Genomic DNA, 24,332 nt, shown 5'->3' with positions numbered 1-24,332 from the left:
TGGGAAAGATTCGGTCAGTCGAGCGCGCGGCCTTCGGTCTCCTGGATCGGAACCGCGGCCAGCAGGGCGATGATCAGGGCGAGCATGATCGAGCCGACGGTGAGCGAGGCCCCCACACCGCCGTCCATCAGCGCGCCGATGACCGGCACCGAGATGGTGTTGGCCAGCAGGATCGCGGCCGTGGAGAACGAGTAGCCGACGCCGCGCAGCCCGGTCGGCAGGACCTCACCGGACCAGGTGTTCCAGATGCCCCACGCCCCGAGCGAGAAGAAGGCCAGCACCAGGTTTCCGGTGTACATCTGGGTTTCCCCGGTGGCGAAGCCGAACAGCGCGGCACCCCCGGCCGAGGCGAGCACGAACGTCAGGAAGACCTTCTTGCGGCCGAAGCGCCTGGTCGACCACGCGGCGAGCAGGTAGCCGGGCACCGAGACCAGCTGGGTGACCGCGACGAACCACAGGGCGTCCGAGACGCTGAGTCCCTTGCCCTGCAACAGCACCGGCAGCCAGGTCTGCAATCCCCAGTAGCCCCAGCTGAAGGTGAACGAGACGACGAGCAGCAGCAGGAACCGGCGTCGCACCCCCGCGCCGAACAGACTCCGGACGTTGCCGGTCTGCCCGCTCTGGTCGACCTCGAACCGCGCGTCCGCGGGCACCGTACCGCCCAGTCGGCGCAGCACCTGCGCGGCCTCGGCGTGCCGCTCCCGCTTGGCCAGCCAGTACGGGGATTCGGGCACCCAGCGCAGGATGGCGAAGGCCCAGAGCCCGGCGAGCGCGGCCACGATCGCCACCGCGCGCCAGCTCACCACGCCGAGCGTCTGGCTGACCCCGATGCACAGCAGCGTGCCGACCGGGAAGCCGATCGACAGGGCGACCGCGCCCTGCCCGCGCCACCTGGTCGGCAGCAGCTCCAGGAAGTACGGGAAGGTCACGGTGTAGACGCCGGCGAAGGCGACCCCGGACAGGAAGCGCAGCGCCAGGAAGGCCCAGAACACCGGGGACAGCGCCGCGAGCAGCGCCAGCGCCGCGTAGAGCAGCAGGCTGTACACCGCGACCTTGCGGCGACCCAGCCGGTCGATGAATCCGCCCCACATCAGCGAGCCCGGCACCATGCCGAAGGCCACGGCCGACAGCGCCCAGCCGAGCTGCGCGTCGCTGACGCCGAACTCCGCGCTGATGCCGTCGGAGACGTAGACCAGGCCGACCTGCTCCCACGCCTCGACGACGAAGGCCATGAACAGCACCGAACCGGCGACGATCTGGGCCCGGCTGATGGGCATCTCGTCGAATACCTGGCCGACGGATCTGAGCGCGGTGGACCGACCGACGTCGGCCCGTCCCGAATCTGCGGAAGTCATCACGCCTCCGTACATCAAAACGTTTTGATGATTTGCCACATCGAACGCTCGCGGCCGATCGGTGTCAAGAGCGGAGCCCGAATTCGTCCGGCGGCGCCGGGAGCGCACCGCCGCGCACCGGTGCGGGATACTGGGCGAACCGAGCGGGCGAGGCGAAGGGGGCGAACCGCCGTTGGAGAGCAGGACGGCCAGACGCGCCACGATTCGCGACGTCGCCGAACGCGCCCAGGTGTCGATCAGCACCGTCTCGCACGCGTTCTCCGGCAGCAGGCCGATCTCCGAGGCCACCCGGGAACGCATCTTCCGCGCGGCCACCGAACTCGGCTACGACCCGAACCCCAGCGCCCGGTCGCTGCGCACCGGGCGCTCCGGCATCATCGGCCTGATCCTGCGCCCCCGCTTCGCCCTCACCGGAACCCCGGACCGCGCCGAGACGTTCAACCGGCTGGTGGGCTCGGTCGCCACCGAGATGCTGCGCCGCAAGGTCGGGCTGATCCACGTGCCCGACCTGCACGATCCGTCGGTGGCCAGCGTGCCGATGGACGGCTGCATCGTCGCCCACCCCTACGGCGCCGACGAGGTGCTGACCGAGCTGCTCCGCCGCGACGTCCCGGTGATCACCATCGAGGAGGACCCGGAACGGCCCGAGTTCACCTGGGCGGTCCGGCTGGACTACACCGCGGTCGTCTCCAGGCTGCTGGACCACCTCCGCGAGCAGGGCGCACGTGACATCGCGCTGCTGACCGGAACCGAGGAGAACGCCTGGAACCGGCGTACCCGGGAGACCTACCTCGACTGGTCCCGGCAGCACGACCGCACCGCGCGCACCGACCTGCTCAGCGAAGGACTCGACGTCGACGACGCGGAGGCGATGATCCGCTCGGTCCTGGACAGCCCCGAGCGCCCCGATGCGGTGGTGGTCGCGACCAGCGACTTCGCCGCGCTCGCCGCGAAAGTCGCCGCGCAGCGGGGAATTCGCGTGCCGGAGGACCTGATGATCGCCGCGCTGACCGATTCCGAGCACTCGCGAGCCGCCACCCCGCCGATCACCGCGATGGACCTCAACCACGAAGGACTCGCCGAGCAGGCGGTGGAACTCATGCTGGCCAGGCTCGCCGGGGCCGAAACCCCCGCCGAACCCCTCGTCCTCTCCCCCAACCTGCGCCTGCGCGGATCGACCCGGCGCCGCTGACGCTCACGCGCGCACTTCGCGCTCCGCGACGGTCCACGCGCGGGCCCGATCGCTGATCGTGACGCCGAGACCGGGGCGCAGCGAGATGTGCATGGGCCACCGGAGATCTCCAGGTGTTCGCTGAACAGCGGGTCGAGCCATTCGAAGTGCTCGACCCACGGTTCGCGCGTACGCCGCGGCGAGGTGCACGTGGATCTCCATCGCGAAGTGCGGTGCGAGCTGCAGGTGCTGGCTGTCGGCCAGCGCCATCACCTTGAGGAACCGGGTGATGCCGCCAACGCGCGGCGCGTCGGGTTGCACGACGTCGGCGCCACCGGCGCGGATGAGCTCGGCATGCTCGGCCGCGCTGGTCAGCATCTCGCCGGTGGCGATCGAGGTGTCGAAGGTCGAGGCGAGCACCGCGTGGCCCGCGAAGTCGTAGGCGTCCAGCGGTTCTTCGATCCAGACCAGGTCCAGCGGCTCCAGGGCACGGCACATGCGGCGCGCGGTGGACCGGCCCCGCTGCTGGTTGGCATCGACCATCAGGGCCACGCGGTCACCGATCTTCTCCCGCACCGCGCTCACCCGCGCCAGGTCGGTGGCGTGGTCCGGGTGACCGACCTTGATCTTGATACCGCCCGCCACCGATTCGGCCGCGCGGTCCACGACCTCCTCGATCGCCAAGATCCACAACCGGTTTCTCGGTCTCGATGTCGGCACGGGCGAGCACCATGCCGTGGGCCTGGACCCGGCTGGCAAACGGCTGCATGACGGGCCGTTGCCCAACAGCGAACCGAAGCTGCGGGCCCTGTTCGACACACTCGCCGCCCACGGACCACTGCTGGTGGTAGTGGTCAACCGGCCACTATCGGCGCTCTGCCGGTAGCGGTTGCCCGCGCCTGCGGGCACCAGGTCGCCTATCTGCCCGGGCTGGCCATGCGCCGCATCGCCGATCTTTACCCGGGCAACGCCAAAACCGACGCCCGCGATGCCTTCGTGATCGCTGATGCCGCACGAACCCTGCCCCACACATTGCGGCAGGTCGACGCCGGCGACGACACGTTGGCCGAACTCGGCGTGCTGGTCGGCTTCGATGACGACCTGGCCACCGAGGCCACCCGGATCAGCAACCGCATCCGGGGCCTGCTCACCGGCATCCACCCGGCCCTCGAAAGCGCCCTGGGACCTCGCGTCACCCACGCCGCGGTGCTGGAACTCCCGGCCCGTGCGGCGACCCGATCGGCCTGGGCAACACCCGCCGCCGCAAACTGATCTCGATCGCGATCAAGCAAGCACAGGCAGCCCCAGCAGCGCTGGGACCGCCCGTCTTGCGTGCGACGACCAGGGAACTCTCATTCAACCGCGGGCTGCACCACTCGTCGCCCGGTCTCCTCAGCGTTCATCGCGCCACGAGTCTCCGGGCTCAGCGCTCCCGCGACGATGAAGACCAGGACCATCGCGAACAGGAACACCATGAGTCGACCGGGCACGTCAGCCAGCTCCGGACTGGCGAGGTTGACGAAGCTCGGCATCAAACCACCGATCATGAAGCCGAGGTTCCAGCAGATCGCGGTTCCCCGTCCTCGCAGCGCCGTCGGATAGCGTTCGTTGAGGAACACCAGGACCGGGGCGTAGGCGGCGTTGGCGAAGAAGGCCAGGGCCGATGCGTAGAACATGATCAGGCCGGTGTTCGCCGGATCGGTGCTCGTGATCAGCCACACCAGCAAGGGCAGAGCGACGAGGTTGAACGAGCCGATCACCAGCATCGTGCGTCGGCGACCGAAGTGCTCGCTGAGCTCTCCCGCCGCAACCGCGGCAACGATCACGCCCAGACTCGAGACCAGCAGGATCGTGCCCTGAGCGCTCTGGGCGACACCGCTGACCTTGCCCAGCAGCGTCGGGAGGAAACCGGAGGTCAAGTAGTACTGCGAACCGGCGCCGGAGACCAGCACCAGGTTCAGCACGAGCAGCCCTCCCCTGCCGCCACGGGCCAGGTCGGTGAGGCGCGTCTTCGGACCGGGAGCCTTCTGATGCGCTTTCCACAGCGGCGATTCCTCGACCCCGCGCAGCACGAAGAAGCTGATCAACGCTGCCATGAGCCCGGTGAAGAACATGACGCGCCACCCCCAGACGTTGAACTGCTCGCCCGGGAAGATCGCGCTGACCAGGATGAAGACGCCGCTGGCCAGGGCCGCACCGATACCCGCGCCGCCGCCACCGATCAGCCCGGACATCAGTCCTCGCCAGCGCTGCCCGACGCTTTCGGTGCCCAGGGTGTGCGTCGCCGCGACGACGCCACCGACGAACACGCCCTGCACCAGGCGCAGCGCCAGGAACAGCAGCGGTGCGGCGATACCGGCGGCGGCGTAGGTCGGCACGGCTCCCATCGCGGCGGTGGACAACCCCACGCCGGCCAGCACGATGACCATCGTCTGCTTGCGTCCGTTGCGATCGGCGACCGCTCCGAAGATCGCTGCTCCGGCCGGCCGGAGCAGCACGCTCACGGCGAACGAGGCATAAACCGCGGCCAGGCTCAAGGTCGGGCTCGCCACCGGGAAGATCAGATCGCCGACGGTGCTGGCGACGTAGAGCAGGATGAACAGATCGAACAGGTCGAACGCCCACCCCGCTACCGAGGCGAAACTCGCGTACAGCGTGGCTCTTCTGGACAGTCCCGTGTTCGTCGTGGACATGTCCACCTCCTCGTTGAGGTCTGTTGGTGTGGTGTTGCGGTGAGAAGTTCGGGCGGCCCCGGCGCGGGTCAGGGTGCGGAGCGCCAGTTCGCCGGCGCGGACGTCACTGCGCGTTCCAGGTCGATCTCCTCGGCCCCCGGCACGCGGATCCGGGTGAACCGGTCTTCGTCGTCCACGGGCGGAATCGTCGCGTCGAGTCCCATCTTCGCTCCAACACCGTCCGTTGTGGACGGATCGAGTCGGGATCCCTGCGCACCTCCGACGAGCACCAGATCGCGGTCGGCCTGGAAGCGGGTGGCAACGGCCCACTCCACCTCGTGGGGGTCGAAGAGGTCCACATCGGAGTCGACCACCGTCACGTGCTTGATGTCGTAGTGCGCGCCCAGCGCCGCGAGGATCAGGTTCTTCACCTCGCCGGGGTCGGGATCGCGGACCTGCACGTAGAGGTGGTAGCGGCACACACCGCCGCGCGGCAGGTGCACAGCCCGAACGCATTGGAAGTTCTGCCTCAGATGCGCCAGGAAGGAGCCTTCACGCGGAATGCACCCCAGCAGCAGGTGTTCCAACCCGCCGCCGACGATGGTGTGGTAGATCGGGTCTCGGCGATGCGTCATCGCGTCGATGCGCACCACGTGGCGGTCGGCACGAGGACCGTAGTACTGGGGGAATTCGCCGAACGGCCCCTCCGGCTCCCGGACATCGGCGAGCAGCCTGCCTTCCAGCACGATCTCCGCGTCGGCAGGAACCCGGACCTCGTTGGTGACTGCCTTGGTGACCGGCAGCGGGCTGCCGCGCAGCGCTCCGGCGATCTCCAGTTCGTCGTGGTCGATCGGTACCGCCGCTTGCGAGGACATCAAGGTGAGCGGGTCGACGCCGATGGCGATCGCCACCTCCAGGTCCGCTCCAGCCGCTTCGGCCTGTCCGAAGAACGCGGCCGTGTGCCTGGGCAGCAGGAGGACCCCGAGCCGGTCCGGCCCGCTGACCTGCAGGCGGTGGATGGAGACGTTCTGGAGTCCGGTCGCCGGATTGCGAGCGATGAGCAGTCCTGCGGTGATGTACGGGCCGTGGTCGTGCTCGTTGTGCGTGGGAACGGGCAGCGAGCCGAGATCGACCTCGCGGAACACCTCTTCCTGGCACGGGGCGTGCTCGACCTCGGTCCACGGAACGGGGTTTTCGCAGGCCTGCTGGAAGCGGTCGATGAGTTCGGCCTCGGCGACCCCGAGGGCTTCTGCCATCCATTCGCGGCGTGACAGCAGCCCGGACACGACGGTGATCTTCTTCCCGCCGGGCTTTCCGAAGAGCACCGCGCGGTCGCCATCGAGCCGGTGGGCGATGCCGGGCAGCTCGAACCGGAGGTCCACTCCTGGCCTTGCTGCGGAGAGACGTCCGGTCGCCTGCAGGTGGTCCAGCCAGCCGCGCAGGTCAGCGCCGAGAGGCAGGGCGTTGTTCGTCATATCTTCTCCCTGGTGACCGCCGGGCCGGTCTTCGACCGGACTGATGTGAGGTGGGTGCAGGTCATCACCAGCAAGGGCGTCGCGACCGCGATGTAGGCGTTGTCGATCCCGAAGGGGTCACCGAGCAGGAACCAGCCGATGGTGGTCGGCAGCGCGAGCACGATCGCCCAGAACGCACCGGTCCTCGTGCCGTACCGGGGCGCGTAGAACATCAGCAGCACCAGGACTGCCAGTGCCGCGCGCAGCGATTTGGCCAGGAAGGTCACGGTGAGCACATCGGTGGCGAACAGCGCCAGCGCGATCGGCACCAAGCCGGTCACCACCGTCGCCATCCGGAGGAACAGCACGTCGCGGCGGTCGTCTTCGGCGACGTTGAAGTGCGGCTGGTAGAAGTCCTTGAGCAGCAGCGTGGAAGCGCCGATGACCAGGGCTGCGATGGTTCCGAACATCGCGCCGGCGAGCCCGGCGACGACGATCCCGGCCAGAATCGGGTCGATGTCCATGGCGAACGCGGGCATGGCCTGGATGCTCTTGATGTGCGGGTAGACCACCGCGCTGCACATGCCGATGAACGCGGCGAGCAGACCGTAGGGAACCAGGATCAGCGCCGAGTAGAACCCGGCTCGCTGCGCGCGGTGAGCGTTGCCGGCGGTGGTGATCGCCTGCACGACGTACTGGGTCGCGAAGATGGCCCCGACACCGGCGATCAGCCACGCGAAGATCTGACCGAAACCCACTCCGTGCCAGGAGAACATCGTCGGCGGCAGCGCTGCTCGCAGCCCGTTCACGCCTCCTGCGCGCTCAGCGCCCACGACAGCGAGGATGATCACCCCGGCCATCTTCACGATCGCATGCACGACGTTGGTGTAGATGACCGATCGCATGCCGCCCACCACCACGTAGAGCGTGGCGAGCACACCGACCAGGAGAACTGCCAGGTCGTGGTCGATGCCGAGGAGTCCGCTCAAGATCGCACCACCGCTGGCGTAGACCGAGACGGCGACGATCAGCAAGGAGCAGACCATGATCATCGATGTGGCGGTGCGCACCCGCCTCCCGTAGTAGCGGTCGAGCGCACCGGAGATCGTGTTCTCCCCCAGCTCGCTGAACTTGCGTGCCAGCAGGAAAGCGAAGAGCACGAACCCGATTCCCAGCGAGACGATGTTCCACGCGGCCGAGATACCAGACCTATAAGCCTCCTGCGCGGTTCCGATGCTGGCGCTGGTCCCGATGAACTCGGACGCGAGCAAGAATCCGATGAGGACGGCGGGAAAGCTCTTGCCGCCGCTGGTAAATCCTGATGCCGTGCGTGTTGATCGCCCGGCGGCGAAGCTGATCAGAGCCAGCAGCGCTATGTAGCCCGCGACAATGAGAACCACTAACCAACCTGATTGCAAGGGAACCCTCCAACACCGCTCCGCTGCGGTCAGAGAAACTACGAGCGAAGTTAGACCGGTGCGGATGGACCAGCCAGAACCTGCTGCGCATAGCTCCTATTGGCTCGGGTTATAGCCCGACCGGGAAGTGCACGTGCTTGAGTTCGGTGAACTGCTCGACGCCCTCGATTCCCCGGGTGCGGCCCATGCCGGACATCCGCACGCCGCCGGAGGGCATTTCGGCGTAGGAGTGGTTGTACCCGTTCAGCCACACGGTTCCGGCCTGCAGCTCGCGCGCCACGGCGAAGCCGCGCGTGAGATCGCGCGTCCACACCGCTGCGGCAAGTCCGAAGGACGTGGCGTTGGCCAACTCGATCGACGCTTCGTCGGAATCGAAGACCTCCAGCGAGAGCAGCGGACCGAAGATGTCCTCCTGCACCACAGGTGATCGCGGATCCAGTTCGGACACGAGCACCGGGGTGAGGAAATGACCTGGCAGGCCGTCAGGTCGCACCTGTTGTCCGCCGACGAGGACGCGACCGTCCTCACGCGCGCGGTCGACGGCGGTGAGGACCTTGTCCATCGCGACTTCGGATATCAGCGGACCGAGATCGGTGTTCTCGTCCCTCGGATCTCCCGGAGTCAAGGCGGCCATTCGTTCACGCAGAAGCTTCTCAGCGTCCTTCGCGTGGTGTGCGTGCACGAGGATTCTGGTGCACGCCATGCACATCTGGCCGCTCGTGATCACAGCGGCACGGGCCGCCGTCTCCACCGCGGCTTCCAGGTCAGCGTCTTCGAGCACGATCATCGAGGCCTTGCCGCCCAGCTCCAGCAGCGGCCTGGTCATGGTGGCGGCAGCGGCTCGCATGACCGCTTGCCCGGCCTCGGTCGAGCCGGTGATCGCGACGGCTCTGGTGTCGGGGTGAGTTACGAGCTCAGCGCCGACGTCGGCGTCACCGGGGAGCACGTGCAGCGCCTCCTGCGGTACTCCGGCCCGGTGCCCGAGCGCGATCACACGTCGGGTGATGTGCGTGGTCTGCGGGGCGGGCTTGACGAGCGCCGTCACTCCGGCGGCGAACGCCGGAGCCAGATCGCGCAGCAACAGCAGCACGGGCCAGTTCCACGGGGTGATGAACACCGTCGGGCCGACCGGTTCGCGCACCAGGTGCGCCTCGGTTCCGTCGGGCAGACCGGCGGCACGGCCCAGCGGAAGCCTGGCGAGACCGGCGTTGAACCGCAGGGCATCGATCGCGCCCGCGATCTCCTTGCGTGCCTCACCGATGGGTTTCCCGGTTTCTCGCACCAGGTCGTCGGCGAGTTCCGAGCTGTGGTCGCTGAGCAGGTCGGCCCAGGCGTTCAAGGACTGCGCCCGGTGCCGGTGCTCTCGCGGCCACCCGGTGCGCATCGCGAGTGCCGCTTCCGACACCGCTTCGCCGATCTCGGCGTTCGTGGCTTGTTCCGCGGGTTCCAGAGGTTCGAGGGTCGCCGGGTTGACCGGCTGGATGGGCGCCTCCATCACTTCCCCCCTCGGGGACGGCCGATTCGCTTGATCCGGTCCAGCAGGGTGCCGAGCACCATGCGGAGCGCGCTCGGTGCGGCGTGGGACTGCTGCGGTGCTTCTCCGGTGGTGGCGGCCTGGCGGACCGAGTCGGCGAACTGCTCGAACATGCGTCGGCTGATGTCGCCTGCCAGCGCTCGGCCGAACTGGGCGATGCGGCCGGTCAAGTAGACGGCCGCGTCGGCGCGAAGTTCCGTCCCCGCAGCGGTCGCGCGGGCCCGGAGGGTGATGTCGGCCTGGGTTTGCGCCCCTCCGGTGTCCTGCCCCTGCGCGAGCACGCGGATCGTCCCGGTGTCCCGGTCCTGTTCGAGCACCCGGGCGATCCCGTGGAACGAGAGCTTGATGGGGCCGACCGCGACCCGTGCGCGTCCGGCGTAGAGCTGCTCGCCGAGTTCCTCGGTGAGCTCCGCGCCGGGGAGGCATCCCGCCAGCACGTGCACGTCGTCGAGCACGCGCCACACCTCGTCGAACGGCACGTCCAAGGCGGTGTCCACCTGCACCGCGATCGTCGGGTCTCCCTCGGGAAGCACGATCTCCACGTTCCTGGCAGGTTCGCCCGAAGGTTCTGCGCGCTCCTCGACGACCGTCGCCGACTGGCCGCCGGAACGGCCGACCAGCGCCCGCCGGGCGCAGTTGCCCGGCTCGGGGATTCCCTCCGGGTGCGCGGCGCGGGTTTGGGAGACGGCGGTCAGGATGTTCCGGTATCCGGTGCAGCGGCAGATCACGCCGGACAGTTCCGCGGGGAGCTCCTCGTCGGTGACCTCGGGTTTGTTGCTGAGCAGGTCGTAGGAGCTGAGCAGGAAACCCGGGGTGCAGAAACCGCATTGCAGGGCGTGGTTTCGGCCAAAGGACTCCTGCAGCGGGTGCAGGTCGTCCGGACGCCCGAGCCCCTCGACGGTGACGACCTCGGAGCCGTCGAGCTGGCAGGCGAACAGCAGGCAGGCGCGGGCTGCTTCGCCATCGACCAGCACGGTGCACATCCCGCAGACGCCGTGCTCGCATCCGACGTGGGTCCCGGACAGTCCCAGGTGGTCGCGCAACGCGTCCGCCAGCGTGACGCGGGCGGGGAGGTTCAGCACCGCGGGTGTGCCGTTGACCGTGAACCTCACCTCGACGGTTTCGCCGGCTTCGGCGCGGACCGGTCGAAGGCCCTCCTGCACGGGTTCTCGCGTGCTCGTCATGATTCCACCTCCGCTGTGCCGCGCACCGCACGGCGGTATGCCTTGGCCATTTCCCGGGCCGCCAGCGCGCGCAGGAGGCGCCGGCGGTAGCCGTTCGACGCGTGCACGTCGCCGTCGGTGTCGACGACCTCGCGCACCACGTCGTCGAGCGCACCGGCCAGCTCGGATTGGTCGCCACCGGCCGTGCGGACCAGGCTGGTCATGTCACGGGTGACGGGCCGGTCGGAGACGCCGAAGGCCGTCATCGTCGCGGCGGACACGCCGTCGGCGTCATCGACGCGGACGTGCGCTGCCACTCCGGCCAACGCGAAGTCACCGTGCCTGCGCGCGATCTCCGCGAATCCGAAGCCCTCGCGCGGCCCGGCCACGGGGAAGGAGACCGCGGTCAGGACGTCCTCCGGGCCCAGTGCGGTCGTCATCGCCCCGTCGAAGAACTCGCGGGCCCGAACGGCACGTTCGCCCTCGGGACCGACCAGTTTCAGCTCCGCGTCCAGGCAGCAGGCGACCGCCGGGAGCTCAGCGGCCGGATCGGCGTGCGCCAGGCTCCCGCACACCGTGCCGCGGCTGCGCAATTCGCGGTGCCCGACCCAGGGCAGTGCGAGCCGCAGCAACGGCACCTGAGCGGACTCGGGCGCGTGCTCCACTCGACGCTGCCGGACGGTGGCGCCGACTTCCAGCCGGTCGCCGACCGCCCGCAGCGCGTCGAGCCCGGTGACCGCGTTGATGTCCACCAGGGTGGTCGGCCGCGCCAGCCGCATGGCCAGCACCGGCACCAGGGATTGCCCGCCGGCGATGACCTTGCCGCCTCCGTCGGCGTTGACGAGTTCGGCGACGGCGTCGGGCAACGCCGCAGGGCGTGCGTACGCGAAAGGTGCGGCCTTCATCTAGACCCTCACCGGCCCTGGAACTTCGGGGCGCGCTTCTCGTTGAACGCGGCCACGCCTTCGGCGAAGTCCTTGCTGGAGCGCAGCATCGCGTAGGCCTTGCGCTCCAGCTCGATTCCGCTGTACAGCGGGGCGTCGACGCCGCGGTCGAGAACCTCCTTGGCGGTGCGTGCGGCCAGCGGGGAGAACCCGGTCAGCTTGGCTACGAGCTTCTCCACCTTGTCGTCGAGCTCCGCTCGATCGGCGGCCAGGTCGGCGACCAGTCCCCAGTCCTTGGCGTCGGCGGCGTTGATCCGGGACGCGGTCAGCACGTGGTACTTGGCGCGGGAGAGCCCGATCAGCCGGGCGAGGCGTTGTGTCCCGCCGGACCCCGGGATCATGCCGAGGTTCATCTCCGGCAGCGCGAACTGGCTGCGTTCGGTCGCCACGCGGATGTCCGAAGACAGCGCGAGTTCGAATCCGACGCCGAAGCAGTAGCCGTCGACGGCGGTGATGACGACCTTGGAGCTGCGGGAGGGCGCGGTCACGTTGTGGCCGAGGTCGGTGAAGTCGATCGGATCGACCTCCATGAAGCCTGCGATGTCGCCACCGGAGGAGAAGTGCTCGCCTTCACCTCGGATGACCACGACCTGGATGTCGTCGTCGGCGTCGATCTCGGCGAACCGGTCGGCCATGACCTGCCGTGTCTCCCAGGTGATGATGTTGTACTTGCCGTGGTCCAGCGTCAGGTACGCGACCCGGCCGTCGTGGCCGCGGGTCAGCTTGATCTCGCCTCCGGTGAGGGCCATGTCGTCAGTTCTCCCCTTCTGTTCCTTCGAGCACCGCGGTCTCCGTTGTCGCCGCGGTGAGCAGGCGGTGGATCACGTCGCCGTGGATCGGCAACGTCGTGACGTCGGCGCCGGACGGCGCGAGCGCGTCGGCCACGGCGTTGGCGATGGCCACCGGCAGGCTCATGCAGCTGCCTTCGCCGCAGCCCTTGGCGCCGAGGCGGGTCAGCGGCGAGGGCGTTTCCAGGTGATCGCTGCGCAGCTCGTAGCCGACCTCCGCGGTGGTCGGGCAGAGGTAGTCCATGAACGTCGCGGAGGTGGGCTGGCCGTTGTCGGAGTAGCGCATCTCCTCGTACATCGCGCCCCCGATGGCGTGTGCCAGGGCGCCGTGGACCTGTCCCTCCAGCAGCACCGGGTTCAGGATGGTGCCGGCGTCGTGCACTGTGGACACCAGCTCCAGGTCGACCTCGTAGGTCTGCGGGTCGATTCGGCAGACCACGAGCTCGGCGACGAAGCCGTAGCACAGGCTCGAGTTGATCTGGTCGTCCCGACTGGCGGCCTTGGCCTGCGGCGGTGTGAAGGCCGCCTCCTCGTACAACCGAGCTGAGGTGCCCTCCGGCAGCGAACCGGGGTCCCAGTGCACTACGCCCGCGGCGTGGCGGAACTCCACCGCCCTCGAGTGGTCCTCGCGGTGCCGGATCCGCCCGTCGGCGAGTTCGAGTTCCTCCGGTTCTATTCCCAGCATCGACCCGGCCGCCGTCCGCATCGTGCGGGCGAGCCGGTCGCACGCCTCGACCAGCGCGCTGGTCAGCAGCGGAGCGAACCTCGACGAGTAGCTACCGGAGCTGATCGTCCACGGAGTGGTGGCCGTGTCCATCTCCACCACCGGCCGAACCTTCTCGAGGGGTAGTCCGAGCCTGTCCGCCACGACCTGCTGCGCGACAGTGGCGTGCCCCTGGCCTTGCGGGACGGTGCCCAGCAGGACCGAGACGATCCCGTTGACGTCGACGCTGACCCGAACGTGCTCGGTGGACCCCGACTTGCCGCGTCCCGGCGGGCGTTCGTCGGCCGGAGTGGCCAGTCCCACGTACCCGATGTTGGTCGCCGATGGATCGACGATGGTGGCCAGCCCGATCCCGAAGTACTCGCCGCGCTCCCGCGCCTCCCGCTGGCGCTGCCGCAGCGCCGGGTAGTCGGCGTTCTTCAACGCCAGGGCCAAAGCCTGCGGGTAATCGCCCGAGTCGTAGATGCCGCCGGTCGCCGTCTGGTACGGGAACGCGTCGGCCTGCACCAGGTTGCGCCGGCGGATCTCCGCGACGTCGATCCCGCAGGTCGCGGCGATCTTGTCCATCAGCCGCTCCAGCCCGAAGTAGAGCTGCTGGCCCCCGAAACCGCGGTTGAGCCCGGTCGGCGTCTTGTTGGTCACCACCGCGCGCGAGCGGATGTGCACGGCTTCGATGTCGTAGGCGCCGGTGAGGTTCCCGAAGCACCGGTAGAGCGTGCTCGGTTCCGGCGGGCGCAGGTAGGCCCCGACGTTGTCGACCAGGTCCGCGCGCAACGCCTGGACCTGGCCTTCCGCGCTGACCGCGGCTTCGAAGCGCATCGCCCGGTCCGAGCCCGCTGAGCTGGCCAGCAGGTGTTCGCTGCGATCCTCCGTCCAGCGCACCGGCCGCCCGGCATGCTTGCTGGCCAGCGCCATCAGCACCACGTAGGGGTAGATCCCGGCCTTGATGCCGAAGCTGCCGCCGTTGTCGGCCGGGATCATCAGCCGCACCCGCGAGGTCGGCACTCCCAGCGCTCCCGCGATCACCGGGACCATGGAGAACGGGCCGTGGAAGTTCGCCCAGGCCGTGATCGCCGGACCGTCCACTTCGTCCTGCCACTCGGCGATCACCGAGTAGCACTCCATCGGTGTCGACGAATAACGCGGGAACCGGTACTCGCCACGGACGACGTGATCGGCTGCGGCGAAGAGCTCGTCCACTGGGCCGAAGTGGAACGTGCGGTCGGTGGCGACGTTGCTGTCGGCCGTGTCGTGCAGTCGCGGCGCCTCGGGACGCAGCGCGGCCTCGACGTCCACGACCGGCGGCAGCGGCTCGTAGTCCACGGCGACCAGCTCGGCGGCGTCCTCGGCGGCGTAGCGGTCGGCGGCGACCACGACTGCGACGGGTTCACCGACGAAGCGCGCCCGATCGGTCGCCGTCGGGTAGTACGACATGGGCGTCTTCAGCGAAAGCGGGAACGGGTTCAGCGCTTCCAGGACCTGGTCAGGTCCGATCACCGCCGCCACTCCGGGGTGCGAGCGAGCACGGGTGAGGTCGACGCCGCGGATCCGGGCGTGCGGGTGCGGGCTGCGCACGATCGCCGCGGTCAACGTGCCCGGCAGCGGGTCGAGGTCGTCGAGGAACCGGCCGCGCCCGGTCAACAGGGCGGGGTCCTCGATGCGTGCCGTGGTGCGTGCAGGCGTCATCGACGTGCTCACTTTCGCGATCCGATCGAAGCAGCGGACAGCTCTGCCAGCGGTGTGAACTGCCCACCGGTGAGTTCGCGGCGCAAGATCTTGCCCACCGCCGACTTGGGGACCTCGGCGACCGCGACGACCCTCTTGGGCCGTTTCAGCGGCGGCAGCCCGGCCCCGGAGCGGATGTACTCGGTCAGCGCGGCGGCGGCATCCTCCGGGGTGAGCCCCGCTGCGGGGACGAAGAACGCGGTGACGGCCTGTCCCCAGCGGTCGTCCGGCATCCCGACGACCACGACGTCGGCGATCTCCGGGCAGCGGATCAGCGCGTCCTCGATCTCGTCGGGGTAGATGTTCTCGCCACCCGAATTGATCATGTCGTCCACGCGTCCGGACACCCACAGATCGCCGTCCTCGTCCGCGACGGCGAGATCGCCCGGGAAGTACCAGCCGCCGCGGATGGATTTCGCATCTGCGTCGGGCCGGTTCCAGTACCCGGCGAAGGCTTCCGGCGACTCCATCGAGATCGCGATCTGGCCCTGCTCGCCGGCACCGACCAGCGCGTCCGGGGTGGCCTGCGGGTGCGGGTCGACCAGGCGAACCCGGGCGAACACGCCGGGGCGCCCGGCGCAACCCGGTTTTGCCGCGACGTCCGGCCCGACGGTGAAGGTGTAGATCTCGGTGCTTCCGAAGTGGTTGACGAACACCTCGGGTTCGAGTTCGTCGACGAGCCGTTCCGCCAGCGCCGGAGTCATCGCGGCTCCGGCGTAGCCGAGCTTGCGGACACCGGTCTCCCCCAGCCGACCCGTTCCCAGCAGGCTCCAGTAGATCGTGGGCACCAGGTACAGCGCGGAGACACGCTCCCTGGTGATCAGCTCCAATGACTCCTCAGCGTCGAACCGGACCTGCGGGACCCAGGTCCCAGCGCTGACCACGCTGGACAGCAGAGTGCGCAGGCCCATCGTGTGGAACATGGGCATCACACCGAGGGTCGTCTCGAAGGGAGCCGACCGGCTCTGGTGAAGGTGCGCAACGGCAGCGTGGAACTCCGCCCGGTGCGTGCGCGGAACGCCTTTCGGCTTCCCGGTGGTGCCCGAGGTGTAGAGCATCACGCTCGTGTCGGAATCGCGGACCTGCACGTCGATCGCGCCCTCGCCCTGATCGGCGGCGAGCTCCAGCAGCGCTGTGACACCGGCCGGAGCGCCTTCACCGACGTGCGCGTGCGGCACGGGCTCGGTGAGTTGCAGCGCCTCGCACGCCGTCTCGACCGTGGACTGATCGGTGACCAGCAACTTCGGTGCCGCATCGGACAAGCAGTAGGCGAGCTCGTCAACACCGAAGCGGAACGACAGCGGAACCGAGACGGCCCCGAGCTTCTGCGCGGCCAAATGCAGCGAGGCCATCGGTTCGCCACCGGCGAGAAGGAACACGACCCTGTCCCCGTGACCGACACCGAGCTCGGCCAAGGCCCGAGCCAGCCTGTTGGTGCGGGCGTCCCATTCCGCGTAGGTCATCGAGAGCTCGCCGCCAACCGCACGTCTGGTGGGGTACCGCTCGGCGGTCCAGCTCAGCACTGTCCCGAGATCCATTCCCAGTCCTCTCGCAGCGTCAGCGGTGCGACACAAGTCAGAAGCAGATCATCCGTTTCACATCGTCCGAAACAGATGATTGGAAACGTACGGTAGGGTTTGGAGGGTGTCAACGGTTCGGCTTTCCACGACCTCGTACGTCGTGCTGGGGATGATCGCCATGCGCGGGCCTTCGACCTCGTACGACCTCAAACGGGCCATCGGCCACTCGGTGGGCTACTTCTGGCACTTCCCGCACGCCCAGCTCTACTCCGAGCCCAAGCGGCTCGAACAGCTGGGACTGCTCGAAGTCGAGGAGGAGGACGACGGCCGTCGCCGCCGCACCTACACGATCACCGACACCGGTCTCTCAGCCCTCCGCTCATGGCTGGCCGAGCCCACCGACCAGCACTACGAGCTGCGCGACATCGCCGAGATCAAGCTCTTCTTCAACGAACTCGCCGACCCCGATGACATCAAGCGGCTCGCGCAGGACCAGATCAAGCAGCACCAGGCCCGCATCGCCGAGTACGAGCAGATGCAGGAGCGCTTCGGCCACGAATCAGCCATTTCACGACGCATGGTCACGCTCGGTCTCGGCCTGGAGATGGAGCACGCGGCCCTGCGGTTCTGGACCTCGCTGGCAGAACGCGCCGAGCGAGGCGAGTTCGAGGCTTAGCCCCGAGCGGGCCGATCGGCCGCTGCGCCCGCGAGCAGTTCCAGGAACAGAGCAGCTGGCGGTGACAGCGGGGTCCTGGCGCGGTGAACGATGCCCAGTTCCCTGGCCGCACCCTCGTCGCCGATCGGGATCGTGACGGGATAGCCCGCGCCGGCGAGTTCCGGCAGCAACGAGACGCCCAGTCCGCTGGCCACCATGCCCTGCAGCACCGACAGCTGAGTGGTCTCCACCGTCACCGTCGGCTCGAACCCGACTCGGTTGCAGATCTGCTCGAGCAGCTCCCGCAGCCCGTAGTCCCGTTGCATGGCAACGAACTTCTCGGACTTCAACTCGACCAGCGCTATGTCACTCCGGTCAGCCAACGGATGCTCCGGCGGGACCAACGCGACGATCGGTTCACGCACGATCGACCGGCCCGCGAGTCCAGGCCGCACCCAAGGAGCCCGGATCACCGCTAGGTCCAATCGCCCGTCCTCCACCATCCGCTCGAACTCGGCGGAGACGTTGTGCTCGGTGAGCCGAACCTCGACCTCCGGGTACTCGCGGCGGAAGTCCGCGAGCACTCCCGGCAGCAGCCCGGCGCCGACGCTGGGCAACACGCCGATCGACACTCGCCCACCTTGCAAGCTGCGCACGGCGGCCGCGCCCGCCCGCGCTCGGTCGAGGTGCGCCAACGCCTGCTGGACGTGGGCGACGAACTCCTCGCCGGCCGCGGTGAGCACCACCCTGCGGCCCAGGCGATCGAAGAGAGCGACGCCGAGCTCCTTCTCGAGCTTGCGTATCTGCACCGACAACGACGGCTGGGCCAGGAAGAGGTCCTCGGCCGCTCGGCTGAAGCTCCCGGCGCGCGCGACCGCGAGCACGTAGCGAAGTTGGTGGAGCTCCATGCCGACATCATGCGCGAACCGACCGCCGATCGGTAGCCGAGGACGAGCTTCGCTCTCCGGACCACCGGGTCGCGTGGGGGTGCGGCAACGACAGGGCGTCCAGCGCGCGAGCGACGGTGTGGGTGACGATCTCCTCGATCGACTCCGGCTGGGCGTAGAACGCCGGCACGGGCGGCATCAGCACCGCACCCGCCTCGGTGGCCTGCGCCATGAGCCGGATGTGCCCGGCGTGCAGCGGTGTCTCGCGCAACATCAGCACGAGGGGCCTGCGCTCTTTCAACGTCACATCTGCGGCGCGCACCAGCAGGTTGTCGTCGAAGCTGTTGGCGATCGCGGACAACGTCTTGACGCTGCACGGCGCGACGAGCATCCCGTCAACTGGAAAGGAACCGCTCGCGATCGCCGCGCCCAGGTCGTGCTCCGCGTGCGTCACCGATGCTCGCTCCCGCACGTCCGCAACTGTCCAGGATGTCTCCTGCGCCAAAGTCGCCCGTGCGGCGCGAGTGACCACCAGGTGCGTTTCGACGCCCAGTTGTGCCAGCAGCTCCAGTGCGCGGATTCCGTAGATCACACCGGAAGCACCGGTGATGCCGACGATGATTCGAGGCGGGAACTCGTCGGGGCGCATCACACGAACACCCCTCCGCCGTCCACCACGATCGTCTGCCCGGTCACGAAACCGCTGCCGTCTCCGCACAACCACACCACCGCACCGACCAGGTCCTCGGGATCCATGGAGCGCGGCACGGAACGCGTAGTTTTCATGCGTTCCAAGTAGTTCGCATCGTTGATGTCGCGAGAGGCCGCATCGTCGACCAAGCCGGGCGAGACGGCATTCACCGCGATTCCCTCCGGCCCCAGCTCTCGCGCCGCGGCCCTGGTCAAGCCCTCGACCGCCGCCTTGGACGCCACGTAATGCGCGAAGCCGGCCGCCCCGGTCCGGGACACGACCGAGGCGATGTTGACGACCCGCCCGCCACCACGCTCCCGCATCGCAGGAACCGCTGCGCGGATCGACTGCCAGCAGCCGCGAACGTTGACCCGCAGGACCAGGTCCCACTCGTCGTTGGTGAGCTCGGTGAGCGTTCTCTTCGGCCCGAGCGTCCGGTAGATCGCCGCGTTGTTGACCAGGCAGTCCAAGCCGCCGAACCGGTCGCCGGCGAGGTCCACGACGCGCCGCAGGTCCTCGTCCGAGGTGATGTCGCAGCCTGCGAAGACCGCTTGACCCGCACCCTGCGCCGTGGCCTCGTCCACGATCTCCCGACCTGCCTCGGCGAAACTCTCCAGGTCGGTGGCGACCACGTTCGCGCCACGCGCGGTCAACGCCCTGGTGTAGGCAACGCCTATATCGCCGGTCGCACCCGTCAGCAGCACGACCTTTCCGGCCAGGTCAGCACCCATTGCCGCACCCCTCTCCACCCGTACTGGCCCGCCAAGCCCTGTTGCCTCGCGGACGGCCTGTCATCCACTGAGTCAAAGCGCTCGTAAGGGGTGCCGACAATGAGCGATGCCCTACTCCGACCATAGGCAACGCGTATGGGAGGTCTCGCGTGAACTCGCCCCGGGCCTTGATCGTCTCGATGACGCCGAAATCGGCGACACCCTGATCCGCAGCGGACCCACCCCACGATGGTGGAAGCGAGCCCTCCGCATAGCCACCAACGCCGCCGTGGCCTACCTCGTTTGAGCGGTGGGTTCAGGGGTCAGATCACGGCGCACCCCTGCGCGTCCTTCCCGGCGGCCCGGGCGGACCGCCGCCAGGACGCACAGGACACCCGATCACCTCGCCTGTTCACCCGCATTCATGCAGCTGAATCCGTGTGGTTAGTGCGCAACTCGCCCCTCGGACACCAAAATGTGGCATCCCTGCTACATCTTACGTGCCAGTGCTTGACCGGCGCCTGCAATTGCTGCCCGAGTGGTTTCAATCGATTGCTGCATGAATCGGCCGATGATGTCCATCAGCAGTTCTTGCTTCGACGCGTAATAGTGATAAATGGCGGCGGGAGTCACACCGCCCGCCTTGGCGATATCACGCATCGAGGCGCCGTCGTAAGCGTTCACGTAGAAACTGCGCAGGTGGCTTGGAAGACCGTTTCCCGGCTGACGCTGGCGCGCCCGGCCGTGGACAGCCTCCTGGAAGTCACCGGTCGACATCTCCTCAACGTGCTCAGACACCCTGATAACAACCGGCTACCCTCGGACCGGGGGAACCTTCGCACCGAGTCTACGCAGACCGCGCCCCGGGGCGATGACGTTCGCATTTGAAGGAGCGCGGTGACCGGGCCATTGGTGTGGTGCTGCGTCAGCACCGAGCCAAGCGTGGCACACCCCTGGATACCCTCGAACTCGCTGCGCCACAGCAGCTCGCGGTCAAGCACCCACCACACCGTTGGAGTGCAAGTTCAACGAGATCTCCTCGGCCGCATCGCAGACGCGTTTGCCGATTGCGACCTGTTCGTCTTCGGGCGTGCTCGTACCGAGGCAGGTCAGGCTCAGCGCGGCGACGACCGAACCGGTTGCGTCGCTGATCGGGGCGGCGAAGCCGTTGATCGCATCGTGAAATTCGTGCCGGTCCAGCGCGTACCCGACATTCTCGTACTGCTTCAGGTCGCGGGAGAACTGGACCGCGCTCGTGCGGGTCTGCGAGGTGAGCTTGCTGAACTCGTGCTCGGACAGCCACAGCCTGCGGGCCGCAGGGGGCAGTTCGGCGACCAGGACTTTGCCGAGCGCGGTGACGTGCGCGGGGAGCCGGGTGCCGACGTGCGTCACCAGGCGGACCGGGTTCGAGCGGTCCTCCACCTTCTCGATGTAGAGCACGTCGTGTCCGTCGAGGACCGCCAGGTTGCAGGTCGCGCGTTCACGTTCGGCGAGCACCTCCATAGTCGGCCTGGCCATCTCGCGGATGTCCATGAACTCGAGAGCTGTGGCCGCGAGCGAGAACAGCTTCATCCCGATCCGGTACCGCTGCAGGTCGTCACGTACGACGAATCCCCTGGCCATCAGGGTTTGCAGTAGCCCGTGCGCGCTACTCTTGGGGATGTCAAGCGCCTGAGCGACCTCCATCAGCCGCATCGGGGTCCTGCGCTCCCCGAGTAGTTCGAGCAGAGCTGTGACGCGTTCTGCCGATTTCACGACACCGTCGCCGGCGGCCATCAACCCCTCCTCACCCACATCCGTCCTGGGAAAACACTACCGGTTCCGGCTGGCAACCTCGCCGACCACACCTTTCTCCGCCAGCCTCTCGATCTCACGAGGCGAGTATCCGAGCTCACCGAGAACCGCAGCGGTGTCCGCACCCAGGAGTGGGGGCGGGGTGTGATCCATCGACCATTCCGGCTCGGACCGTACAGGCGTGCGAACAAGCTTCAACAGGTCCGCGCCCGGCATCTCGACCTGGAAGGTGAGGCCTGGCCGTGACTGCAGTGCCTCAGTAGGGCTGCGAACGGGTGCTGCATCTCGACCTGCCTCGTGCTCCGCGGGCGCGCCGAGGGCCAGTCTCAGCACGTGGTCGATCTGCGCGAACAATTCAGCGTCCAGGAGATTCAACTCGAGCACCGCCCCACGCCCGGTGCGACGCCTTTGCATCAGCGCGCTGCTGATGCTCAGCGCTGCCAAGATCCCCGCAGCGAAATCGGGCAGGCTGACCCCCATTCGCAGCGGGCGTTCGCCTGGCGCCCGGCCGAGCAGCATGGCTCCGGAGAGTGCTTGGATGATCGGGTCGTTTCCTGGTCTCTCCGCATACGGCCCGGTCTGCCCGAAGGCGGAGATGGCGAAGTAGATGAGAGTCGGGTGTTGGCCAACCAGCCGGTCGGCGTCCATCCGTAGCTTCGGGGCGACCGCGGGGCGGAAGTTCTGCACGACCACATCCGCGCCCGCCACCAATCGGTGCGCGGCCGCCTGCCCGTCGGGTTGCTTCAGGTCCAGCTCGACACTGCGCTTGTTGCGGTTGAACGCGAGGTAGATCGCGCTGTACGGCCCATGGAAGACAGCCCCCATGCGCCTGCTGATCTCACCGGTGCGGGGCGGTTCGATCTTGACCACCTCTGCACCGAGGTCGGCGAGCAGCATCGTGCACCAGGGACCAGCCACGAAATGCGTGAAATCGACGACTCGCACGCCCTTCAGCGGTAGGTCCGAACCGTCGGAATTGCACAGGTCGCCGGTTCTCATGACAGCAGCGACCGGGCGATGATGTTGCGCTGGATCTGATTGGTGCCCTCAACGATCTGCAGCCCCTTGGCTTCCCGCATGAAGCGTTCCATCGGGTAGTCCGTGGTGCAGCCGTAGCCCCCGAGAACTTGCAGCGCGTCGACGGTCACCTGCATGGCCATGTCCGTCGCGAAGGTCTTTGCCATTCCGATCAGCGGTGCGGCGTCCTTCGTCGACGTCCCGGCGTCCAATACGGCCGCCGAGCGGTAGAGCAGTTGCCTGGCAGCTTCGATCTGGATGCGCATGTCGGCGAACATCCACTGCAGTCCCTGGTAGTCCGAGATCGTCTTGCCGAAAGCGACGCGGTTCGTCGCGTAGTCGACTGCGTTGTCCAGCGCGCCCTGCGCTAAGCCGATCGCTCGTGCGCCAACCAGCGGGCGAACCTTGGTGAAACAGGTCGCCGCGATGATGAACCCCTCTCCTTCCGCGCCGAGCCGGTTGTCGTCGGGCACGAACACGTCGTCGAACGACACCGCGCAGGAGGGGATCGCCCGACCTCCGATCTTGTCCTCCGGATTGGCGATCTGCACGCCGTCGGCCTTGGCATCAACGATGAACGCAGTGATCCCCTTACCACCGGCCGCGGGGTCGGTCTTGGCGAAGGTCACGAAGTAGTCGGCCACGGCTGCGTTGCTGGCGAACACCTTGTTCCCGGTGATCCGGTAGCCACCCGGAACCCTTTCCGCGCGCGTTTTCAACGAGGCCATGTCCGAGCCCGCCTCCGGTTCGGTGTTGGCGGTCGAGAACTTGCACTCACCGCGCAGCAAGGGCGGCAGGAAGCGCTCCTTCTGCTCCGGTGTGCCGGCGTAGGAGATGGCGTAGAAGGGCTGCCAAGTCATGACCAGCAGGTAGGAGGTGTTGTAGCAGACGCGGGTGAGTTCCTCGATCACCAGGCAACAGGTGAGCATGCCTTCACCGGAGCCGCCGAGGTCGACGGGGAACGGCAGGCCGAGCGCATCTTGAGCGAGCAGCAGTTCCAGCATGTCGTGCGGGTACTGCTTGCGTTGATCGCGCTCGCGGGCGCCCGATGCGACTTTGTCCCGAGCCAGTTCCCTGGTGGCAAGCTGGATCCGTACCTGGTCCTCGGTGAGGCAGTACTGAGCAGTGGGGTGGATCTGGGTGGTCATTGGATGCGCTCCTTGCTGATGGTCAGGGACAACAACGACCGGTCGTCGTGCAAGAGGCGGTAGAGCGCCTCGACGATCCAATAGTTGCCGTAGGGCATCACGTCTTCGAGCGGGAATCGCGAGATCCCGACACCAGCCTTCTCCGGTGGCAGCCGCCCCCAACTGCCTCGCAATAGGACCCCGCCCGGCGACAAGTAGTTGGCCAGGAGTTCGTCGACGATCGCTCTTCCCGCGGGCAATGCCCAGGACGCGGATGCGGGGTCCAGCGCCGCGAGCTTCAGCAGTGCGTTCGCCGAGATCGCCGCACTGCATGAATCCCTGGGAACGTGCGGGACAGCCGGGTCGCCGAAGTCGTAGTGCGGAACGTGGTCGACAGGCAGGTGTTCGACGTACCACCGGCTCGAGGCTCTCGCGACGTCGAGGAATTCGGCGTCGCCGGTGGCCTCGAAAGCGTTCGCGTAGTTGTGCATCGCCCACGACTGCCCGCGCGCCCACGTGGTCGTGTCCGAGTAGCCCTGCATGTTGTAGCGCCGTCGAGGCTCGGCGGTCCTTGGTCGGAACTCGATCGCCTGATACACCGAGCCGTCGTCCCGAACGATCCCAGCCTTCAACAGGGCCCGGTTGTGCCGCACCGCGAAGTCGAGCAGCGTGGGGTCCCGCTCGGCTGCCCAGTAGAACGGCAACAGGTTCAGCCCGGTGTCGATGACTGCCCGGTTGACGCCGGAAACCTGCAGGAACACCTCAAGCTCGGGAACGAAGTTCTTGGCGTACTGGCGGGTCGCGGCGAGCGCGGCGTCCGCGAGGTCGCGGTCACCGGTGATCCGAGCCCCGAGGCAGGCTGCGTAGAACAGATCGCTACCCGCAGCCGAGAACTTCGGAGGCCTGGTCGCCAGCGTCCGGACGATCCTGCGGCTAACCAAATCCGCGGCTTGCCGGATGCGGGCGTCGTCGAAGTGCTCGGC

The 24,332-nt window shown here is 68.0% G+C and carries 21 protein-coding genes and 1 pseudogene; 3 read left to right on the top strand and 19 right to left on the bottom strand.

The genetic code is table 11. From position 1 onward, the window contains the following. Nucleotides 1–14: 14 nt before the first annotated feature. Nucleotides 15–1,355 carry an MFS transporter gene (locus OU415_RS11610; RefSeq protein ID WP_270948669.1) on the bottom strand — a complete coding sequence of 447 codons (1,341 nt, stop codon included), beginning with the start codon at nucleotides 1,353–1,355 and terminating at the stop codon, nucleotides 15–17. A gap of 172 nt (nucleotides 1,356–1,527) precedes the next feature. Between OU415_RS11610 and OU415_RS11605 the strand changes: the two genes are divergently transcribed. After that, nucleotides 1,528–2,547, top strand: coding sequence for a LacI family DNA-binding transcriptional regulator (locus OU415_RS11605; protein WP_270948668.1), 1,020 nt, complete (start codon nucleotides 1,528–1,530; stop codon nucleotides 2,545–2,547). A 3-nt stretch (nucleotides 2,548–2,550) separates the two neighbouring features. Here the strand turns inward: OU415_RS11605 and OU415_RS11600 are convergent, their stop codons facing one another. Further along, nucleotides 2,551–3,246 (bottom strand): enolase C-terminal domain-like protein, encoded by a 696-nt coding sequence (locus OU415_RS11600; RefSeq protein ID WP_270948667.1) that lies wholly within the window; start codon nucleotides 3,244–3,246, stop codon nucleotides 2,551–2,553. Here OU415_RS11600 and OU415_RS11595 point away from each other — a divergent pair. Continuing rightward, nucleotides 3,203–3,822, top strand: a pseudogene (locus OU415_RS11595) (IS110 family transposase); the annotation flags it as partial. The gene OU415_RS11600 and the pseudogene OU415_RS11595 overlap by 44 nt on opposite strands. Before the next feature lie 56 nt (nucleotides 3,823–3,878). On the opposite strand, the gene OU415_RS11590 reads toward OU415_RS11595, so the two are convergent. From OU415_RS11590 to OU415_RS11550, 9 genes are all read right to left on the bottom strand, one after another. Beyond that, nucleotides 3,879–5,219: an MFS transporter gene (locus OU415_RS11590; protein WP_270948666.1), complete on the bottom strand. Its 1,341-nt coding sequence runs from the start codon at nucleotides 5,217–5,219 to the stop codon at nucleotides 3,879–3,881. Nucleotides 5,220–5,287: 68 nt separating this feature from the next. Next, a complete protein-coding gene (locus OU415_RS11585; protein WP_270948665.1) occupies nucleotides 5,288–6,673 on the bottom strand; it encodes a UbiD family decarboxylase in 1,386 nt (461 codons plus the stop codon). Continuing rightward, entirely contained in the window at nucleotides 6,670–8,052 is a 1,383-nt protein-coding gene (locus OU415_RS11580; RefSeq protein ID WP_270948664.1) for a sodium:solute symporter family protein, read from the bottom strand. The genes OU415_RS11585 and OU415_RS11580 overlap by 4 nt, the downstream gene beginning before the upstream one ends. A gap of 127 nt (nucleotides 8,053–8,179) precedes the next feature. Beyond that, complete coding sequence (locus OU415_RS11575; RefSeq protein ID WP_270948663.1) at nucleotides 8,180–9,565, bottom strand: aldehyde dehydrogenase family protein; 1,386 nt, start codon at nucleotides 9,563–9,565, stop codon at nucleotides 8,180–8,182. Beyond that, nucleotides 9,565–10,788: a xanthine dehydrogenase family Fe-S subunit gene (locus tag OU415_RS11570; RefSeq protein ID WP_270948662.1), complete on the bottom strand. Its 1,224-nt coding sequence runs from the start codon at nucleotides 10,786–10,788 to the stop codon at nucleotides 9,565–9,567. Before OU415_RS11570 ends, OU415_RS11575 begins: the two co-directional genes overlap by 1 nt. Further along, nucleotides 10,785–11,672 carry an FAD binding domain-containing protein gene (locus OU415_RS11565; RefSeq protein ID WP_270948661.1) on the bottom strand — a complete coding sequence of 296 codons (888 nt, stop codon included), beginning with the start codon at nucleotides 11,670–11,672 and terminating at the stop codon, nucleotides 10,785–10,787. The genes OU415_RS11570 and OU415_RS11565 overlap by 4 nt, the downstream gene beginning before the upstream one ends. A gap of 8 nt (nucleotides 11,673–11,680) precedes the next feature. Then, the gene (locus OU415_RS11560) at nucleotides 11,681–12,460 is read right to left on the bottom strand and encodes an enoyl-CoA hydratase/isomerase family protein (protein WP_270948660.1); all 780 of its coding nucleotides are present in this window, start codon (nucleotides 12,458–12,460) and stop codon (nucleotides 11,681–11,683) included. A 4-nt stretch (nucleotides 12,461–12,464) separates the two neighbouring features. After that, nucleotides 12,465–14,909: a xanthine dehydrogenase family protein molybdopterin-binding subunit gene (locus OU415_RS11555; RefSeq protein WP_270948659.1), complete on the bottom strand. Its 2,445-nt coding sequence runs from the start codon at nucleotides 14,907–14,909 to the stop codon at nucleotides 12,465–12,467. 8 nt (nucleotides 14,910–14,917) lie between these two features. Then, nucleotides 14,918–16,486 (bottom strand): class I adenylate-forming enzyme family protein, encoded by a 1,569-nt coding sequence (locus OU415_RS11550; RefSeq protein WP_270948658.1) that lies wholly within the window; start codon nucleotides 16,484–16,486, stop codon nucleotides 14,918–14,920. A 106-nt stretch (nucleotides 16,487–16,592) separates the two neighbouring features. Here OU415_RS11550 and OU415_RS11545 point away from each other — a divergent pair, with 106 nt between their 5' ends. Next, nucleotides 16,593–17,144 carry a PadR family transcriptional regulator gene (locus OU415_RS11545; protein WP_270948657.1) on the top strand — a complete coding sequence of 184 codons (552 nt, stop codon included), beginning with the start codon at nucleotides 16,593–16,595 and terminating at the stop codon, nucleotides 17,142–17,144. Here OU415_RS11545 and OU415_RS11540 read toward each other — a convergent pair. The 8 genes from OU415_RS11540 to OU415_RS11505 form a co-directional block, all read right to left on the bottom strand. Further along, nucleotides 17,141–18,031 carry a LysR family transcriptional regulator gene (locus OU415_RS11540; RefSeq protein WP_270948656.1) on the bottom strand — a complete coding sequence of 297 codons (891 nt, stop codon included), beginning with the start codon at nucleotides 18,029–18,031 and terminating at the stop codon, nucleotides 17,141–17,143. The two genes, OU415_RS11545 and OU415_RS11540, sit on opposite strands and share 4 nt — an antisense overlap. 7 nt (nucleotides 18,032–18,038) lie before the next feature. Beyond that, complete coding sequence (locus tag OU415_RS11535; RefSeq protein WP_270948655.1) at nucleotides 18,039–18,659, bottom strand: UbiX family flavin prenyltransferase; 621 nt, start codon at nucleotides 18,657–18,659, stop codon at nucleotides 18,039–18,041. Beyond that, nucleotides 18,659–19,432 carry an SDR family NAD(P)-dependent oxidoreductase gene (locus OU415_RS11530; protein WP_270948654.1) on the bottom strand — a complete coding sequence of 258 codons (774 nt, stop codon included), beginning with the start codon at nucleotides 19,430–19,432 and terminating at the stop codon, nucleotides 18,659–18,661. The genes OU415_RS11535 and OU415_RS11530 overlap by 1 nt, the downstream gene beginning before the upstream one ends. Nucleotides 19,433–19,900: 468 nt before the next feature. Then, nucleotides 19,901–20,188, bottom strand: a complete 288-nt coding sequence (locus tag OU415_RS11525) for a TetR/AcrR family transcriptional regulator (protein ID WP_270948653.1) — start codon at nucleotides 20,186–20,188, stop codon at nucleotides 19,901–19,903. Nucleotides 20,189–20,404: 216 nt separating this feature from the next. Further along, nucleotides 20,405–21,187, bottom strand: coding sequence for an IclR family transcriptional regulator (locus OU415_RS11520; protein ID WP_270948652.1), 783 nt, complete (start codon nucleotides 21,185–21,187; stop codon nucleotides 20,405–20,407). Between the two features lie 36 nt (nucleotides 21,188–21,223). Further along, entirely contained in the window at nucleotides 21,224–22,204 is a 981-nt protein-coding gene (locus tag OU415_RS11515; protein ID WP_270948651.1) for a CaiB/BaiF CoA transferase family protein, read from the bottom strand. After that, a complete protein-coding gene (locus OU415_RS11510) occupies nucleotides 22,201–23,370 on the bottom strand; it encodes an acyl-CoA dehydrogenase family protein (protein WP_270948650.1) in 1,170 nt (389 codons plus the stop codon). Before OU415_RS11510 ends, OU415_RS11515 begins: the two co-directional genes overlap by 4 nt. Next, on the bottom strand, nucleotides 23,367–24,332 hold a 966-nt coding region (locus OU415_RS11505; protein WP_270948649.1), incomplete at its 5' end, for a hypothetical protein. The genes OU415_RS11510 and OU415_RS11505, both read right to left, overlap by 4 nt.

Source organism: Saccharopolyspora oryzae (assembly GCF_027853915.1).
Classification (GTDB): domain Bacteria; phylum Actinomycetota; class Actinomycetes; order Mycobacteriales; family Pseudonocardiaceae; genus Saccharopolyspora; species Saccharopolyspora oryzae.
The sequence above is the reverse complement of the archived record's forward strand: the minus strand, read 5'-3'. Positions and strand labels throughout refer to the sequence as shown.

Excerpts from the sequence above, each read along its gene's own strand:
- OU415_RS11610 (WP_270948669.1), bottom strand. The coding sequence starts at position 1,355 with ATGACTTCCGCAGATTCGGGACGGGCCGACGTCGGTCGGTCCACCGCG.
- OU415_RS11590 (WP_270948666.1), bottom strand. The coding sequence starts at position 5,219 with ATGTCCACGACGAACACGGGACTGTCCAGAAGAGCCACGCTGTACGCG.
- OU415_RS11585 (WP_270948665.1), bottom strand. The coding sequence starts at position 6,673 with ATGACGAACAACGCCCTGCCTCTCGGCGCTGACCTGCGCGGCTGGCTG.
- OU415_RS11575 (WP_270948663.1), bottom strand. The coding sequence starts at position 9,565 with ATGGAGGCGCCCATCCAGCCGGTCAACCCGGCGACCCTCGAACCTCTG.
- OU415_RS11570 (WP_270948662.1), bottom strand. The coding sequence starts at position 10,788 with ATGACGAGCACGCGAGAACCCGTGCAGGAGGGCCTTCGACCGGTCCGC.
- OU415_RS11565 (WP_270948661.1), bottom strand. The coding sequence starts at position 11,672 with ATGAAGGCCGCACCTTTCGCGTACGCACGCCCTGCGGCGTTGCCCGAC.
- OU415_RS11560 (WP_270948660.1), bottom strand. The coding sequence starts at position 12,460 with ATGGCCCTCACCGGAGGCGAGATCAAGCTGACCCGCGGCCACGACGGC.
- OU415_RS11555 (WP_270948659.1), bottom strand. The coding sequence starts at position 14,909 with ATGACGCCTGCACGCACCACGGCACGCATCGAGGACCCCGCCCTGTTG.
- OU415_RS11550 (WP_270948658.1), bottom strand. The coding sequence starts at position 16,486 with ATGGATCTCGGGACAGTGCTGAGCTGGACCGCCGAGCGGTACCCCACC.
- OU415_RS11540 (WP_270948656.1), bottom strand. The coding sequence starts at position 18,031 with ATGGAGCTCCACCAACTTCGCTACGTGCTCGCGGTCGCGCGCGCCGGG.
- OU415_RS11535 (WP_270948655.1), bottom strand. The coding sequence starts at position 18,659 with ATGCGCCCCGACGAGTTCCCGCCTCGAATCATCGTCGGCATCACCGGT.
- OU415_RS11530 (WP_270948654.1), bottom strand. The coding sequence starts at position 19,432 with ATGGGTGCTGACCTGGCCGGAAAGGTCGTGCTGCTGACGGGTGCGACC.
- OU415_RS11525 (WP_270948653.1), bottom strand. The coding sequence starts at position 20,188 with ATGTCGACCGGTGACTTCCAGGAGGCTGTCCACGGCCGGGCGCGCCAG.
- OU415_RS11520 (WP_270948652.1), bottom strand. The coding sequence starts at position 21,187 with ATGGCCGCCGGCGACGGTGTCGTGAAATCGGCAGAACGCGTCACAGCT.
- OU415_RS11515 (WP_270948651.1), bottom strand. The coding sequence starts at position 22,204 with ATGAGAACCGGCGACCTGTGCAATTCCGACGGTTCGGACCTACCGCTG.
- OU415_RS11510 (WP_270948650.1), bottom strand. The coding sequence starts at position 23,370 with ATGACCACCCAGATCCACCCCACTGCTCAGTACTGCCTCACCGAGGAC.